The following is a 17179-nucleotide window of genomic DNA, read 5'->3' as shown; positions in this document are numbered from 1 at the left end:
CTCCCTGTTGTATTTCACTTTATTGGAGCTCCACGTTCATACTCCGCTGACAAAGGGCCGCACAGTTTCAAAGACAAATTTTACAGGGCGAAGGCCGGCTGATGGCCCGCGGGGGGCGCAAAAAACCAGTCAGCACTGCCCTTTTTCCCAATGAACCATTGGAATCTGCCAGCAAAACGGAAATATTAAGAGTCTGCTCCCTATGATCACTTAAAATAGAATTGGTATTTGCAATTCCAAATGTACATCCGTTTGTCAGTCAACGATATAGGAAAAAATTGGAGGTCGTATTTGAAGAACAGACCCATGACAGACCATCATGGCTGTTCGGTCCCTTAAGGTATTCCCGCGGTCAGCTTTATGTAGACCGCCTTCAGCCCCACGGGGGAATCGCTTCCTTTACCATAAATGGGACGCATTAGGACCTTAGATACATTATATAGCATTCTTTTGCTTTATACCACAAAAGTTTCCATAAACCCTTAAATTTTTAGTAGGAATATGCCTGAGAATGCGATTGCGAATCAGATAATGACAAAAATTGCAGCAAACACTGAGGAATTTCATTTACAGGCTCTTCTGGAGCCTGCAAATGAAGGCAGACCGGCCCGGCGGGGCCGCAGGGAATTTTAATCTACAGGCTCTCACGGAGCCTGACGGCAGTATGGAGAGTTTGAGAGACGCCGTTCTGTCAATTTCAATCCACAGGCTCTCACGGAGCCTGACAATTATAACCAAACATGGACAGAGGATGAAGCAAATTTCAATCCACAGGCTCTCACGGAGCCTGACGAGACGGTAGCCGGTCAGATCGTCGCCGTCGCACAATTTCAATCCACAGGCTCTCACGGAGCCTGACCTTTTGAAAAATGGAAAATTAAGATCTGTAATTATTTCAATCCACAGGCTCTCACGGAGTCTGACGAAAGAGTCTTTCCCGTCTCTGCTGTCTTCACCCAATTTCAATCCACAGGCTCTCACGGAGCCTGACGTTTTGCCCGACTCAGAGCATTTGACCCAAAACGTATTTCAATCCACAGGCTCTCACGGAGCCTGACAGCAAAACGCAAGAAAACCGTTTCCCCGCGGGCAATACCACCAAAATTCCTACGGTCCTCATCTCATCGCATACCAGCCTCAAACCAATATCTTACATAAAAATAAAATTTTTTAGGTGCGAATCTCCCAGCGATTTTATGTTTGCTTCACGTTCGCACCGCTAATACCTTTAGTTCATTTTGAAACGATCCACCACTTAGCTCTGATGATCCTTGTTGCCTTTCCGTCTTTTCTGCATTCCCAATCATTGTAACTATGATCCATTCTTATGAAGCCCCATTCATCACCTGACTTAACTATATCGGAACACCTATCCCAAGTCAAGACAGCTCCCCAAATCTTAGCTTACAACAGAATCTGTACAGACGATACAACATAAAGTAACCGTTTTGTAATGCAGACATCTAAAAGCCACAAAAATATATTTGATCATCAGTAGTGATAAACCTCTACTGATGTGAAAGGCTAGATTCCAACTTCATTAGCCGATTCCTGCTGTAATCAATGATTTTTTCTTTCCGTTCCCGTATCATCACCTTGTAAAAATCCTTTTGTAATTGATCGATCACAGGTATTTCTTCAATTAGATTATTGATCTTGCTAAGATCGATCCGCGCCGCTATTTTCTTTAACGCTTCGTTACACTCCGGATCTTGTAAGGATGAAATAAAATCAAAGTAGGATATTTTTTTGCCATTATTCATGATCGCTGCTGTTGGAAAAACAAAAATTCGCTGGTTGATTTCTGATTCGCTGTTTAAAACTTTCTCCATACCCTCGACATCCAGCTGTGGATACAGACAAGATCCACAGTCATAGACAGGGGCTATTTCAGCTTTTTTTCGCTGTTCATCAATTAAGAGTCCCCAATTTCCATTATGACGATCAAAATTGCCCAACAGCGCATCTGCTATAAACTGCTCCCAGAAAAATGTCCGCAGGTATTGTGGTGATATAAGTGTTTGCTCCTCTATCGCTTTCAGGATCGAAGTTAACTCTGTTCCATATCCGTTCTGTTCGCTGTCTATGCAGGTGTTTTTTAGGTGAGCAAATTCCATGAGCTTTTTACCATCGGTTGTAAAATCCCTGCACGCGACCACGATCTTTTCTTTCCCACGCTTATCAGTATAAGTGCCAAGTATTGTTTCCTGTGTGGGTATCCCCAGTAACTGAAAGATATGGCAGGCAAGATACTCACTAATACAGCTGTTGCTATAACTCATCGCCTTATTTTTGCTCGGTACCGGTGGAAACTTCAACATATAACTCGCGTTTTCATAGGAAATATTAATTTTATTCCCATTCGCTCCCCCATAAGCTTTGTATTTATTTACAGCACAGGTGGTAAAATCAATCATCATTTCCTTCGCACTCTTCTCTATATAGATATTTCTCTCTCAGATACTCCGCCTGTTCTTCTGAGATGCAGCCTGACCAAAAGTCGGCATTGATCGAACCATACAGCTCTCCCCATAAGCAGTCCAGATAAGAGACACTTTCCTTTTCTCCCCGTTTGTACTCTTCTATTGCATTCCTTAGATGCGGAGATAGATTTGTTTCTAAATATTCCTTATCCTCCGGCTTTCCTGCCGATTCTCTATCATCATGCACTGTCTCTAAGCGCAGCATTTCTTCTATCGATATCTCCAGCGCCTCAGACAGCTTAGAAAGCGTCTGTGCGCTGCTGCTGGACAGGCTTGTCTTTCCGGAACATATATCTGAAAGCGTAGACCAGGGAACACCGCTTAATCTGGATAAACTGTATCGAGAATGACCTTTCTTTTCTATTAATTCCATAAATGTCATTATTCATCACGCTCTTTCGTTATATCGGATTAAAACACAACGCCACCGTGTTCCTGATCATTACAATGAAATCATCAGGTCCTCACAGAGCCTGACTATCATAAAATACAAAACGGCTGTCATATCGCAATTTCAATCCACAGGCTCTCACAGAGCCTGACCATACGCAGGTCGTGGAGGCAGCGGGATTGTGCTGCAATTTCAATCCACAGGCCCGCACAGAGCCTGACAGCAAAACACAAGAAAACCGTTTCCCCGCGGGCAATACCACCCAAATTCCTACGGTCCTCATCCCATCGCATACAAATTTTTTAGGTGCGAATCTCCCAGAGATTTTATGTTCGCTTCACATTCGCACCGCTATTACCTTTTGTTCATTTTGAAACGATCCGTCACTTGGCGCTGATGATCCTTGTTTGCCGTTCTGCCTTTTCAGGATTCCCAATCATTGAAACTATGATCCACTCTTATCAAGCCCCATTCATCGCCTGACTTAACTATATCGGAACACCTATTCCAAGTCAAGACAGCTCTCTAAATCTTAGCTTACAACAGAATCTGTACAGACGATCCAACATAAAGTAACCGTTTTGTGATGCAGACATCTAAAAGCCACAAAAATATATTGGATCATCAGTAGCGATAACCCGCTGCTGATGTGAAAGACTAGGTTCCAGCTTCAATTAGCCGATCCCTGCTGTAATCAATGATTTTTTCCTTCCGTTCCCTTATCATCACCTTGTAAAAATCCGTTGTAATTGATCGATCACAGGTATTTCTTCATTATCCGCCACTCAATTTTACGATATCGGATCGCTGGTGTAAGGTCAAGTCGCCCGAGCATTTCAGCCCATATCAATGGATCCTGCATTCTGCAGGCGGGGAACCGCAACGTCAGATCGATCCGGCTCCCCGGCCCTGATTTTTGCATGCACGTCCGGGGACACGGCAGACGGATGTCTGCCTGGGGCGCGTTTGCTTCATTTCCTGCCTTTCGCCCGTTTCACCAACAGTCTTCCCAAAACTTCGCAGCCCCAGCCCAGATCTTCCGGTCTGGTGTACTCTTGGGGCGAATGGCTGATCCCATCTACGCTGGGAATGAATATCATGCAGGTCGGGATCTCTCCTGCGATAGCCATGGAATCGTGTCCCGCGCCGCTGTTCATTCTTTTATAGGCGGCTCCGGCTTCCCGCGCCGCCTCTTCCAAGCAGTCCACCAGGCCGGCGTCTAAGGACACCGGCTCTTTATAACTGTATATTTTCAGTTCCGTACGGAAGCCGTCGTCCTCAGCACTGTGAATGATACGCTCCACCGCTTTTTTTGCGTCCAGCAGCGCCGCGCCGTCTCCGTCTCTCATATCGATCACAAAATGAACCCGCCCCGGTATCACATTTGACACGTTTGGCTGCAGGTCCAGTTCGCCTATGGTAATAACGGCTGAACGCGAGATTTCCTTTACGCGCTCTGTCATGTTCAGGATCAGTTCCGCTGTTTTCACCACAGGGTCCTTCCGCAGATACATCGGCGTCGTCCCGGCGTGATTCTGCTCGCCGTAGATCGCCACATCTGCTTTCATCATCCCGGTGATGTGTTCCACCAGGCCGATGGACAGCCCCTCCTTTTCGAGAACGGCCCCCTGCTCAATATGAAGTTCTATGAACTCTTTCACGTCCCCACGCCGGTCTGCCTCAGAAATGCGCTTCCAGTCATAGCCCTTTTCTTCCATCAGTTCTTTCAGTACGATTCCGTTTTCATCCCGGCTATCGAGTTCTTCTGTGAGAAGATGGCCCACGATGGCGCGGCTTCCCGGATAGAGCAGATCAAAACGGCTTCCTTCCTCTTCTTCTATTCCGATTATTTCCACAGAGTAATAGGGCTTCCAGCCGGCTTTGACCAGAGCGCCCACCGCGCTGACAGCTGTGGCTACACCGCACGCCCCATCATAAAGTCCCCCGTTTTTCACCGTATCCACATGAGACCCGGTCAATATAGTCTCCGGTACTTCTCCTTCCAAGCGGCCGTAAATATTTCCGAAACAGTCTTCCCGGACCTGCAGCCCGGCTTCTTTCATCCACTGCGCGATCAGCCCTTTGCCCCGGCAGTCCGAATCGGTGTGGACTGCCCGCCAAATTCCCGGCACTCCTTCTGTTTTGGAGACCGCCCCCAGCTCTCTCAGACGCATCTGGATCTCCTCACCCCGATTTAGAATTTCATGATATTGAAACACTCTACGCTCCTGTCTTTCCCTTCTATGGACGAGACCGCAGAAGGGACCTCCGCTCAGTTAAAAATCAGTATTGCTAAAGGGCTTCTGCCGTGCATGGAACAACAGATCCAGTCTCCCCACGTACGACGGATCGTCCGTTTTCATGACGCCCAGTCTTTCCAGTCCCCCAAACTCCGCGCTCCCCATAAAAAGGGAACTCAGGTCGGAGAGCCTGCAGGCCACGTGGACCTCCGCCTCAGAAAATGCTTTTTCCGATCCGGCATAGGACCAGCGGCTCCGGCTGTCGTCTGCGGCAAATCCGACTGCAAACCGCTGCTCCGCTTCACCGTTTTCGTCCCGCACGCAAAACCCGACGGTCAGATCTTCCGGCGGGAATTCCCTGTGGCTGGTGTCTTCGATGAACCTGCGTATTTCCGGAATCTTGTACATCGTGCCCACTGCGGAAACATTTGTCTGGAGAAACCCAAAATCGATATAGTTTCCGCTGACGTCCTGAGGGCTCCGGAGCAGATGGAAAAAATCCGGCTCGCCGCTGCGTATTTTAACAGTCTGCGCCAGATCGTTCTGGAGCCTGAGACCGCCTAAGAGCGCGCTCAGCGTTTCCTGGTCGTGGTAGATCAATTCTTTTACATCCATCATGTTGAGCGTATAGTTGTGGTCAGAGGTTCCGGCATACGTGAACGCCGCGTAGCCCTTCAGCCGTCCCTCTTCAAAATACCCTATGCGCCGGATCTCGTCGTCGCTTTCCATATCGCGGATCTCTTCTTCGAATTTATCCAGCGCGCCGTGATTTCTCCTGACAAATTCACGGTGACAGTCCACGATCTTTCCCATATCGCTCTTGCTCAGCATCCGCAACCGGGACAAGTTCCTGTTTTCCGGCAGATATTCCATTTGAATGTGGTATTCGTCCAGCCTGGTACCGCATCCATAGCCCAGCTTTCTGTAAAAATCGATCCGAAACGGGAGAAGCACGGAAACGGCTGTTCCTGATTCCACCGTATATTTTTCAAAAAAACGGACCATATCTCTGGCGGCGCCTTTTTTCTTGTGCAGCGTATGTACGCCCAGGGACATGAGTCCCGTAGCCTTTCTCATCTGGCCAAAGAGATTGATATCAAAATCGATCAGCTTCATGGTCGCGATCAGCGTTCCTTCTTCAAAAAGTCCGAAGAAATGCACGTGAGGGTATTCTCCCATGGCCTGCAGGCTGCGTTTAAAATACTTGTCGAAGCACGCTTCAGACAGATCCTTCCCCGAGGGATACGCGTTCAGATACAGCCCTGTATAATCCGTCAGATCGTCCGGCGTCAACGCTCTTATTTCTCTTTCCTTCATGCCTTCGCCTCCTTTCTCCGGCCTGTGAGGCCAACCGGCGCAGAATTGCAATGTAATTATTTCATCCCTTTGCCCGCCGCGGCCAACTCGCCGATATATTCGTCGATAAGCCGCAGTCCCTCTTCCAGTTTTTCTGCATGGGACAGGGACAGCCGGAAGGTGTGCGGCATATAGAAGCAATCTCCGTGACAGACCAGCACGCCTTTTTTGTCCAACAGACCGTCGCAGAATTTTTCTGCGTCCACATCCAGATCATAGTGGATCAGATAGGTGGTGCCGTAGGATTCCGCATATTGATGTACGTATTTGTGTCCCTTCAGCCACTGGTCCACGATGGCTTTGTTCTTCCTGACGATGCTTCTGCTGCGGGCGAAAATTTTGTCCGCGTGCTCCAGGGCAATGGCGAAGATCCACTCGTCAAATACCCCGCCGCAGATGGAATCATAGGATCTGCGGTTGAACAGCTCCCTTCTGAGTTCTTCATCCCTGCATATGATCCAGCCCACCCGTGTGCCTGCCATCGAATAGATTTTAGAGGAACTGCAGGTCACGATGGCCTTATCATAGAGATCCGCGAAGGAAGGCATGTATTCATCTTTGAGCCCCCTGTACATCTCGTCACAGACGACCCAGGCGTCCACCGATCTGGCAATTTCAGCGATCTCCTCCATTTCTTCAAGGCTCAGCAGGGCGCCCGTGGGATTATTGGGATTCGTAAACAAAATGGCTTTCGTATTGCTGTCCACCGCCTGTCTCACCTCGTTCAGATCCAGGCGGTAGCCCGCCTCCGGCTTCAGATCCACCTGCCGCACCTCCGTGCCGATGGATTTGGGGATCGAATCGAACTGCTGGTAATTCGGCATAATGGATATGATATTGTCCGAAGGCTCGATCAGCGTCATGACCACCGTGTTATTCGCGCCGGTTCCGCCGTGTACCAGGACCACGTCTTCCGGCCGCACCTCTCTGTAAAGTTTTGCCACCGCTCTGCGAAGTCTCGGCGTGCCTGCAAAATTTGCGTATCCCAGATTCATATGCTTCACTTCTTCCAGGAAGTCTTCCAGGCTCTCCCCTGTCAGCTCGAATAATTCTTCCACGGTCAGCGGCAGTACGCAGCTGCCTCCCAGATAGACTTTATTCTTTTCGCTCTCGCAGGCAGGATTCAACCAGTTTTCCAATACAAAATTATCAATCTTCATCCGTCGTCTCCCCTCTATATCTCCACAACCGTGCCCAGATTTTTTTCGGCGGCCAGTTCGATCGCGCTTTTCGCCGTGACCAGATCGAGCAGCGCCAGGCCTGTAGCGTCGAAGATCGTAATATCCTCCGCTGTTTTTCTTCCCTCTATCCTTCCGGCCAGCACCTGGCCGATTTCCCCGATCACATCATCCTTTGCAATGACGCCGGTCTTGATGGGAATTTCCATTTCTCCCACTCTCGCGCACTGATTGATATCGTCGGCATAGACCCGTGCTCCCCGGAACAGTTCCGCGTCGATCTCTTCCTTTCCCGCCATATCCGCGCCGATGCAGCTGAAATGCGTGCCCGGTCTGATCCACTCCTTTTTAATGACGGGCGAGCGGGCCGGTGTAATGGTGATCACGATATCGCTTTCTCCGATGTCCCGCGCCATATCTGTGGATGCTGTAAAATCCACGTCCGGCCTGTCTATGCCAAACCCTTCCTTCAGCCGGTTGCGGCAGCTCTCGGCAAAATCCCCCGCATTCTCCTGGCTTAAAGCGTCTGCAATATACACCTTCCTGATCCCGGGCATGCAGGTCAGCGTGGCTGCGATCTGAAAGATGGACTGCTTGCCGGCGCCCAGCATAAACAGCACCTCAGATTCGGGTCTGGCCAGCGTCTGCACCCCGATGGCGCCTGCCGCTCCGGTCCGCATACATGTAATATATGCGGCGTCCATTACCCCCAGGGGAAGACCGTTATCAGAGTCAAACACCATCAGCATTCCCGTGAATACCGGCAGCCCAACGGCTGCGTTTTCCGGAAAATTGTTCAGCATTTTCAGTCCGTGCAGATTGATATCGCCGAAAACGCCTCCGGACCGGATATCCATGACGGCTTCACTCCCTGAAAACTGATGCTCCACCAGCGGCCAGACCACCGTATCGCCCTGCGACTTTAATTTGTACACTGCCTTGACGCCATGGACGACTCTTGGCATTTCCAGGACCCTCTCCAGCTCCTTACGGCTCAGAATCGTGATTTTCATCTTGCCCCTCCATTCTTCCGCGCAAAAAGTTTAAATGTTCGGACAGATTTAATATATAATGAAACGGGCTTAATATCAAGGCTTCCATTTTATAAAATAATATAAATATACTGGTTTCTGAGATTTCAACTATTATCCCGCAAGAAATCAACACGAATACATGGATGCTCGGCCCCATCTCTGAACTGGGCGGCACAGGTCTGCGTTGGAAATTACCATCTATTGATTCCACAGATGAGGAAAATGCTCTGCGAGAAAAGCGGAAAACATCAGTCCCTGCAAGGGCAGCTGTCTCTCTTCCGCATAGACTTTGAACTCAGCGTAAAACGCGTCAAAGCGCTCGGTAGAGTTTGGAAGAATACGCGTCGCCTCTTCATAGCCTCGATAGGACTGCCGCCGGTATTTGCGGCTGAATGGATTTCTGCACAGTAAATTGCAGCAGGAGGAGAGATCCCACGAGTTATAACCATCCCTCGGCCGCAGATGTCCCGTTACCAGAGAGGTCAAATAGACAATATCGACTTTATCGTATTCGGCGGGAGGGCAGATGCCGTTCTGCTCTCTCACAAAGAGTCCGGAAAATTGATTGAAGAGAAAAGACCAATAGTTTTCAAAATTGTTGATTGGAACCGATACCGCCAGAATATTAATGGACCGGTCGTCGCTTTCGGGAAATTTTGACTGCCCCGATCTCAAAAAATCTCTCAGCTTCTCATCCGCTATTTTCTTGACTTCATAATGCGTAAATCTTCCCCCGCTCTTTTCCACGGCCGGCTGCGCGATCTCGCTCTCAAGTTTACACATTTCGCGCAGATGCGATTCCCGATCTGGCAGCGCCCGGAAAGACGGGTCTATTTTCAGCACGTTCCAATGGTCCATCTCAAAGGCCGGACATTTAATCTCTATGTTGTATCGAAAATCTCCTTCTTTGATCTGCAGATCCACGTCGGTATTGGCGTCCGTCAGAAGTTTTTGATCCGCGGAAAAATCCAGATGACGATCCACAGCATAGTAGAGAAATAAAAGCTCGGAGACTCCCTGGCAAAATTTCATTTCATCATAGCTGCCGCGAAGCTGTAAACGGTTCAGGAACGCTTTCTTCCTCTTGTGCGTATTCAGATATCCTCTTTTGTAAAGCGTCTCAAACATCGAAAAGAAATCCGGGTAATAGCCGCAGGCGCAAAACCTGTGCAGCGGGTGTTCCTCATTCTCTCTGATCTGCGTGACGATCAGACGGGAAAACTCTGCAAAATCATCTTTATCCATGTGTGTCTCTTCTCCCTGTGTCATCGGGTATCCTTTCGGCTCCCCTGCAGGCCCCAGTTCAGTGTTCTTCACGCCTGGGAGCCCCTTCCTTTCTTCGAAACAGTTTGGCCGGGCGGTGGCCCGCTCCTGTCGTCACTTCCTCAGTAGCTTCCACGTATTCCGATAGTTTCCTTCTGAAATTGGGCGTCAGCAGAGACTCGTCCAGTATGACCTCATAGACCTGCTGCAGCTCTGCCAGTGTAAAAAGCTCCTGAACGAACTCGAAGCCGATCTCGTTGTCGTGGATCTCTTTTCTCAGCTTGTGGATCGCCGCGGCAATGATCTTTGCGTGATCGAAGGCGATTCCCTCCGACTCCAGTATCTCAAATTCTATTTTCCCGAACTTGCAGCGTCGTTCCCGCAGGAGAGCGCGGATCGTCAGTTCCCCGTCAGTCAGCGTCAGCAGGTGGTCGGTCTCCGCTGCCGCATCCCCCCACAGAAGAGTTGCGTCCTCTGCATCTCCGGCTTCCCCGCCCTTGCGGACTGGACGGTATCTGACGTCAAACCATTTTGCGTCCGCTTTCGGCGTCAGCTGGTACTGCTCGTGGCTTGCCGCAGAAATAAAGGCGTTTGATATGATCCAGCCCCGCGGATCGCGCCCCGGATCGCTGAAACATTCAAGGGGCAGCAGTGTAACGCGGTCCACGCCGGTTTCTTCCCGCAGCTCCCGCAGCGCGCATTCCTCGATGCTCTCTCCTTTTCTCAGAAACCCTCCCGGCAGCGCCCAGCAGCCGCGGAAAGGATGCTGCCCTCTTTTGACCAGCAGCAGCGACAGATACCGCTTTGGCGCTCTCCGGAAGTTAGCGCTTTTACCCTTGCGGATGGTGATCGTCACGATATCGGCAGCCACGGAGGGCCGCTCATATTTCTCCTGTTCATACTCAGACAGAAAATACTCTTCCTCCCTGCCCTCTGTTCTGCCGTATCTTCCCGGCCCTTTGCCCTCGCTCACTGTATTTCCTCCGATCCGGTTTCTTCCCTTATATCGACTGCCTTCAGTTTATCTGAACAGGACTGATCTTTCAAGGTTACATTGATTCCGCTGTAACTGTTGCTTACGTACGCCTGCGCCGCACACGGCTTCCGTCCCCCCCTGTCTGTTCCGGCCGCCCATCCCTGCCCCCCTACACGGTCTCGATCCCGAAGCGTTCGCTGATCAGCTGTTTTGCCCGGTCAAAGCGGTACAGATAGTCTCCGTCCAGCGTCTCATACTCCAGACCCCGGCTGTCAAAAAGTTCTTTGATCTGCCGGCTGTATTTGACCCGGTCAGCAGCGATGGTCTCATTTCTGGTACCGTCCTGTATAAAATCCACAGTCGGTTCCAAAAACAAAATCAGATCAAAACGGTTCACCTGGCAGATGGCGTCCGCCAGTCTGCAGCAATCCAGAATCTCTTTCTCATCGGAGAGCAGAAAGCGGGCGTAAAATTCGGTGGTCACCGCGTCGGTGTCGATAAAAAGCAGGCGGTTGCTGTGTTCCGACGCGCGGATCTCATCCGCTTTCTGACGCACCAGATTTTCTATCAGATCATCCTTCGTCATGTACTCCTCTCCTCCGGCTGCCTGACATGTCTCGCGGCCCACCTCGCTGACAAAGTTGGTATTATACGCCAGAGAAAGATTTTGCGCCAGTGTGGATTTTCCCGCGCTCTCACTTCCGACGATCAGAACCTTCTTTACATAATAAGGTCTGCAGGCCGGCGGTATGTACGCCCAGTGGCGAAAGATGCCGTTCCTCAGTTCCGTGGACGAGATCGGCACTTCTTTTCTGTCGAAGTAGACCACGTCGCTCTCCGCTCCGTACAGCCTTTCAAAGCGTTCCGTCCCCAGGTAATCCGATCCGCAGAATACTGCTTCGATGGTTTTTCCCACCGCGGCTTTGATATCGGCAGCCCCCTTTTCCCAATAAAAATCGAAATCGTACTCTTCCTTGGTAACGGCCTTATCCTCGATGAGCAGGATCTTCACATTGGACAGGTGGCTGACACTGCTGTATATCCAGCGATAACGCAGCTCCTTCGGCGTGGATTCCCGTCCCTCGCACCAGCTGAGAACGACGTACAGTTCTTCGCACACGGATGCTGCCCGTATCATATCGTGAATATGTCCGATGTGAAGCGGATCGAAGGACCCGCCGTACATTCCTGTCTTGTATCTCATCCCCGTTTCGCCTCCCTGTTCCACTTCACGTACATGATCACTGCGTTGCCCAGATACACGATCCACATCAGCAGCGTGGCGATGCTGTCGTTTCCGCCTGCAAAGGCGAAGGCCCACATGAACACGGTCACAATATCCACCGCGATCCAGAGGATCCACTGTTCTGCATACATCTTCACCGAGATCATCATAGCCGCCACAGAGGCTGTTGTGCTCAGGGCGTCCACATAGGGCAGGCTGCCGCCCAGCCGTTCCAGGAGCAGACCGTAGGCCGCAGCGGCGGCCAGCAGACCGGCAAACAACGCGCCTCTGCAGCGGGCGGTCATGCGTTTCTTTTCCACTTCGCCGGTATCCGGGTCGATGTGTTTCGACCACACGTAAAAACCGTAAAACTGGAGCGGAAAATAGTACAGCGCATTCAGCATTACCTCCCCGTAAAAACGGGCGTTCCAGGCGATGATGGCGTAGAGCAGCGTGTTCACGGCCCCGAAGAGATAGGCGGACAGCTTGCCCTTCCCCGTACACACTACGCATATAACGCCGGTGGCCGCGCAGATGATACCCATCAGATCGTCTTTCCAATACACCGACAGCGCCGTGATCACAGTAGCCGCCGTGATCAGCCACAGGACCTCCCAGACCTTCCATCCCCGCAGTTCGCTCCTCAGTAATTCCCCCATTTTTTACCCTCTTTTCTGCTGCATAAAAATCTTGCTGTACGTTCGCCCTCTCCGCAATGGAAAGGCCGGCATTTTTTTCAATTTGCCGAATGGTCCTGTCTCGTCTCCCGGCGCGCCGCTGATGAGCATCTTACATGCCGATCCCTTCCAATCCCTTTATTCCAATCCCTTTAATCCCATCGCCATTCCCGCCGTCCGGCCGTTCGGCCGTTCGGACGGGTCGTCGATCTGGTATTGCCGTCTTTATGTTATTATCTATTTGATATTATCAATATAATATCATTCATCTCATATTTGTCAACCTGCTTCTCACCTTTTTCTTTTTTCCTTTTCCAGCTGGCGCCTTCTTTCCCGCCAATGGGCAGCCCGGCTCTTTTTGAGCCATAAAATTGTTTCCTTAAAAAACAGGATTCGCCCTGCGGCTTAGTCTGCAAGGTGACTGTTTTGAAGCATACGGAAATATAAACGGACGATATTTTCTATGTTAAAAAGGCGGATGTCCCTCAGCGCGCCGGCTGTTCGGGACATCCGCCTTTCGACAGGACGTCAGAACTTTAGAACTTATGGAATTCCTGCATATTCATAATAAAGACCGTCACTCCTCCAGTCTCCATTTCCACGGGTATGGTGGTGCTCACCCCGGAGCCGAATACCCCTGGCGCCGAGGCGGCCTGGGTGTAGACCGTGGTCTTCCGGCGGCCCGCGCTGGTTTTCAGCACGTTCAGCGTGTCCTCCAGCTTATCATCAGGCACGCCGATGAGGATCGTGATGTTTTCCTTCTTCAGAAAACCGCCGCTGGAACTCAGCTTCGTCACAAAAATGCTGCGCCGGTTCAGCTCCTCCACCGCATTTTCATAATCATCCTTCTGCATGACAGCCATTATCAGCTTTCCACTCTTCAGTTCATCCATTTGCCACACCCCTATTCTCATTTGATATCGCTGCGTCAACATCCTCTGCTTTTATTATACGTCACTCCGGCGTGAATTCATATAAAAAAGTTATCTTCTGAAATGAGATTCGCCTTCGGGGCTCATTTCATGAGGGCGGCTGGAATCCGCGTCTCCGATAATCCCTGGCCGCGGCGGGTCTGGGGCAGCACGTTCTAACGCTTTGCCATGTGCTTCTCAAAATCGCGGATCTGTTGGCTGCCGCCGATCACCACCACGATATCGTCCTTCTTGAAGATATAGTCGGGATCCACATCTGTCCTCGTCTCCTGACCCTGCTCCACCGCGATGATCGTCAGCCCGAAAGACTTTCGGAAGTTCACCGCGTCGATGCTTTTCCCCACCAGCTTATCGGTGATCTGTATCTCCGACACATCGATGTCATTGTTCAGGGAGATATAGTCCAAAAGACTGCTGGACAGCAGTTTCTTCGCCAGTCTCACAGCCATGTCCCTCTCCGGGTAGACCACCTTCGCCCCCAGCTTTTCCAGTATGATCCCCTGCTCTGTGCTGGTAGCTTTGGCGATGACCTTGGAAACGCCCAGCGACACTACATTGAGCGTGGTCAGGATGCTGGTGTCCAGCCGTTCTCCGATACAGACCACCACTACATCGCAGTTTTGGATCCCCGCCTCCTCCAGCGCCTCCTTCGTCAGCTTTCCGCACACGAAGGCCTGCTCCGTATACTCCCGCATCTCTTTTACTTTGCTTTCATCCTCGTCGATGACCAGCACATCTTTTCCCGCCTGAGCCAGCTCCTGAGCCAGCGACATGCCGAATCGGCCAAGCCCGATGATCCCGTAGGATTCCGGCGTTTTATTATTGTTCATTTTTTATGCCTCCTTCTCGCACCCAACTCACCCAATGGTAATATTCTCTTCCGAATAATGGATCTGCGCCTCTGGCCGGAAAGCCCAGAGCGACGCGATGGTCAGCGGGCCCAGACGGCCGACGTACATGACCAATATGATCAGCAGTTTTCCGGCGGTGCCAAGTTCCGGCGTGATCCCCGTGGACAGGCCCACTGTAGCAAAAGCGGACGTCACCTCCACAAGGCACTGGATCAGAGAGTACTCCGGTTCCAGAATACAGAGCAGAAATGTTCCCGTGTAGACGAACAGTGTGGACAGCAGCATGATGTGAAAGGCCTTAACGATCACCACCTGAGGGATCGTACGGTGGAAAGCCGCCGGGGCCTGATTGGTTGCAACGCTCCGGATAGCCTGAAACATAGCGAACAGCGTAGTGGTCTTGATGCCGCCCCCTGTCGACCCGGGCGACGCTCCCACGAACATGAGCAGCGTCATCGCCAGCAGCCCGGCGTTGCTCAGATCTCCGATAGAACAGGTGGCGAAGCCCGCCGTTCTCGTGGATACGCTCTGAAAAAATGCCTGCAGCCAGGTGAGATCGTCCGTCATCCTCAGGACCAACGTCCCCGCTCCTATGAGGATCACAGACAGTAGGATCACCACCTTCGAGTGAAGTCTGAGCGTCTTGAAACGCCGCTTTTCCAGCACATCCAGTATGACGAGAAATCCGATGCCTCCAAGAATGATCAGCGCGCAGGTTGTCAGGTTCAGCAGCACGTCGTCCCGGTACGGTATCAGGCTCCGCATGCCTCCCAAAATATCGAAACCGGCGTTATTGAACGCGGCAACGGAGTGAAACACGCTGATCCCTAGAGCGTCCGCCGGAGCGTGATCCCGCAGAAACACCGGAAGGGAGAGCAGCACTCCCGCGCCCTCGATGATCAGCGTCATGATCAGCACGGCCCGTACCAGGCGGACCAGTCCCTGAAGGGTGGAAACATTCCAGGCTTCCTTCACCATCAGCCTGCTCTTGAAACTGATCCGTTTACCCGCCAGCAAAATAAATCCCACGCCTACGCATGTGACGCCCAGACCGCCGATCTGGATCAGCAGAGCGACCACAGTCCTGCCGAACACGGAGAACGTATCCGCCGTATCCACCGCCACCAGTCCCGTGACGCACACGGCGCTGGTGGATGTGAACAGCGCGTCCAGAAGCGGTACCCTCACCCCTTCGCGGGCCGAGACCGGCAGGCTGAGAAGCACGGTTCCCAGTGCAATGACCGACGCAAAGCCCAGGGCGATCAATCTCCCCGGCGCCAGTTTTTTCACATAATCCATCACAATCCCTCTTTCTCTGTTCTTTACGTGCGTAAAGCCGGCTGAAGCTCCTCTTCCGCCGGCCGAATATCCGGCTATCAAAGATGATTGCCGTCTTTTTATTTCCTCATTCACGGAGCAGATCTGCGGATCCCGGCCTTACCTCTCCGCGGTTTCGGATCCCAGCCCGCATCCCGTCCTGCATCCCGGCCTTCCTTAGCCGCTGGCCGGATCAGCATGGGCCGGCGCTGCGTCGACGAGTCCCGGCATAGGCGGGCGGTGGCTTGCGTCGGTGGGCCCTGCGTCGGTCGATCCTGTGTCGGTCCTGCATTAGTCAAGCCCTATGTCGATCGGACCTGCGCCGGTCGGCCTTGCATTGGTCGGCCTTGCGCCGGTCGACCCTGCACCAGTCGATCCTGCGCCAGTCGATCCTGTCCGGTCGATCCTGTCCGGTCGATCCTGTGTCGGTCGATCCTGTATCGGTCGGCCCTGCATTGGTCAAGCCCTGTGTCGATCCGCTTTATAATAGATGATACGATACTACTTTGCAGGCAAACCTTTTGTCGAATCGTGTAACCGAAACGCGTATTTTTTTCGACAATATCTGCAGCCGAAACGTCCTCCACAGGACAAGAATCGCCGCCCCTATGCGGTCCCTATATTTTATGAGACAGAGAGGCTCGACTCCTTATTACAAGTGCATGGATCAGCATCCCAAAATCGATATTGTGAAGTCTCACGGCACAGGCCCCCACGGATCCTGACAATGGCGGACCATCATGTGGAGTTCCGCCACACTTGATTTCGATCCCCTGCAACGCAAACACTGATATCACTGCCAGAAACAGCTCGGCTGCATCGTCGGACGCTCCCGAAATCTGAAATAATCCGGCAAGTGACCGCGGCCAGTGGAAAAAGGGAAATGTGAGGACGTTTTTCTGGATTTTTTCTTTTTGCCGGTAAAAAATCCTCAAAAACGAAAATAAAATGGATAATATATATCCATTTTAAAAAATATGGTAAATATTTTTCGTTTTTAATGTAAATATGCTTTCAAAAAGAAAAAAGCGACATAAAACGACAAGACTTGCAATCAAATTGCCTGTTATACCCTCTGTTTTTTTCTTTTCTGGGTGTTGATAGAGGGCAAAAAGAAAAAATGCATCTCCTCATGTATTCGATCAACCGCTGTTTCATGTTATGACATAAAAAGAAGGCGCCGCCGAGATCGCCGGCAGTGCCCTTCATGAATAGTAAACTTATGCAAATAAAACTTACGCCTTTTATAATGAATA

General features: G+C 51.2%; 13 protein-coding genes. All 13 read right to left on the bottom strand.

The features are described from left to right. Nucleotides 1-1508 precede the first annotated feature (1508 nt). The gene (locus E0E37_RS05700; RefSeq protein ID WP_330548545.1) at nucleotides 1509-2420 is read right to left on the bottom strand and encodes a HipA domain-containing protein; all 912 of its coding nucleotides are present in this window, start codon (nucleotides 2418-2420) and stop codon (nucleotides 1509-1511) included. Then, nucleotides 2410-2865 (bottom strand): helix-turn-helix domain-containing protein, encoded by a 456-nt coding sequence (locus E0E37_RS05695; protein ID WP_130862026.1) that lies wholly within the window; start codon nucleotides 2863-2865, stop codon nucleotides 2410-2412. Before E0E37_RS05695 ends, E0E37_RS05700 begins: the two co-directional genes overlap by 11 nt. A gap of 980 nt (nucleotides 2866-3845) precedes the next feature. Next, nucleotides 3846-5048, bottom strand: coding sequence for a M20 family metallo-hydrolase (locus E0E37_RS05690; RefSeq protein ID WP_130862025.1), 1203 nt, complete (start codon nucleotides 5046-5048; stop codon nucleotides 3846-3848). Between the two features lie 102 nt (nucleotides 5049-5150). Continuing rightward, entirely contained in the window at nucleotides 5151-6431 is a 1281-nt protein-coding gene (locus E0E37_RS05685) for a GNAT family N-acetyltransferase (protein WP_130862024.1), read from the bottom strand. Nucleotides 6432-6487: 56 nt separating this feature from the next. Continuing rightward, nucleotides 6488-7630 carry an aminotransferase class I/II-fold pyridoxal phosphate-dependent enzyme gene (locus E0E37_RS05680; protein WP_130862023.1) on the bottom strand — a complete coding sequence of 381 codons (1143 nt, stop codon included), beginning with the start codon at nucleotides 7628-7630 and terminating at the stop codon, nucleotides 6488-6490. 14 nt (nucleotides 7631-7644) lie between these two features. Next, nucleotides 7645-8661 carry an ornithine cyclodeaminase family protein gene (locus tag E0E37_RS05675; protein ID WP_130862022.1) on the bottom strand — a complete coding sequence of 339 codons (1017 nt, stop codon included), beginning with the start codon at nucleotides 8659-8661 and terminating at the stop codon, nucleotides 7645-7647. A 219-nt stretch (nucleotides 8662-8880) separates the two neighbouring features. Next, nucleotides 8881-9927, bottom strand: coding sequence for a hypothetical protein (locus tag E0E37_RS05670; protein ID WP_130862021.1), 1047 nt, complete (start codon nucleotides 9925-9927; stop codon nucleotides 8881-8883). A gap of 58 nt (nucleotides 9928-9985) precedes the next feature. Then, entirely contained in the window at nucleotides 9986-10918 is a 933-nt protein-coding gene (locus E0E37_RS05665) for an NUDIX hydrolase (RefSeq protein WP_165445222.1), read from the bottom strand. Between the two features lie 172 nt (nucleotides 10919-11090). Next, on the bottom strand, nucleotides 11091-12125 hold the full coding sequence (locus tag E0E37_RS05660; RefSeq protein ID WP_130862019.1) for an AAA family ATPase: 1035 nt from the start codon (nucleotides 12123-12125) through the stop codon (nucleotides 11091-11093). After that, nucleotides 12122-12805, bottom strand: a complete 684-nt coding sequence (pnuC, locus tag E0E37_RS05655) for a nicotinamide riboside transporter PnuC (RefSeq protein ID WP_130862018.1) — start codon at nucleotides 12803-12805, stop codon at nucleotides 12122-12124. The genes E0E37_RS05660 and pnuC overlap by 4 nt, the downstream gene beginning before the upstream one ends. A 554-nt stretch (nucleotides 12806-13359) precedes the next feature. Then, nucleotides 13360-13716 carry a cyclic-di-AMP receptor gene (locus E0E37_RS05650; protein WP_165445221.1) on the bottom strand — a complete coding sequence of 119 codons (357 nt, stop codon included), beginning with the start codon at nucleotides 13714-13716 and terminating at the stop codon, nucleotides 13360-13362. 194 nt (nucleotides 13717-13910) lie between these two features. Further along, nucleotides 13911-14585, bottom strand: a complete 675-nt coding sequence (locus E0E37_RS05645) for a potassium channel family protein (protein WP_130862016.1) — start codon at nucleotides 14583-14585, stop codon at nucleotides 13911-13913. A gap of 27 nt (nucleotides 14586-14612) precedes the next feature. Next, entirely contained in the window at nucleotides 14613-15905 is a 1293-nt protein-coding gene (locus E0E37_RS05640) for a TrkH family potassium uptake protein (RefSeq protein ID WP_130862015.1), read from the bottom strand. Nucleotides 15906-17179 lie beyond the last annotated feature (1274 nt).

The sequence above is a fragment of the Bacilliculturomica massiliensis genome (assembly GCF_900605495.1).
GTDB classification, from domain to species: Bacteria; Bacillota; Clostridia; order Peptostreptococcales; family Anaerovoracaceae; genus Bacilliculturomica; species Bacilliculturomica massiliensis.
Note: the sequence above shows the minus strand (reverse complement) of the source record. Positions and strands in the feature narration are given on the sequence as shown.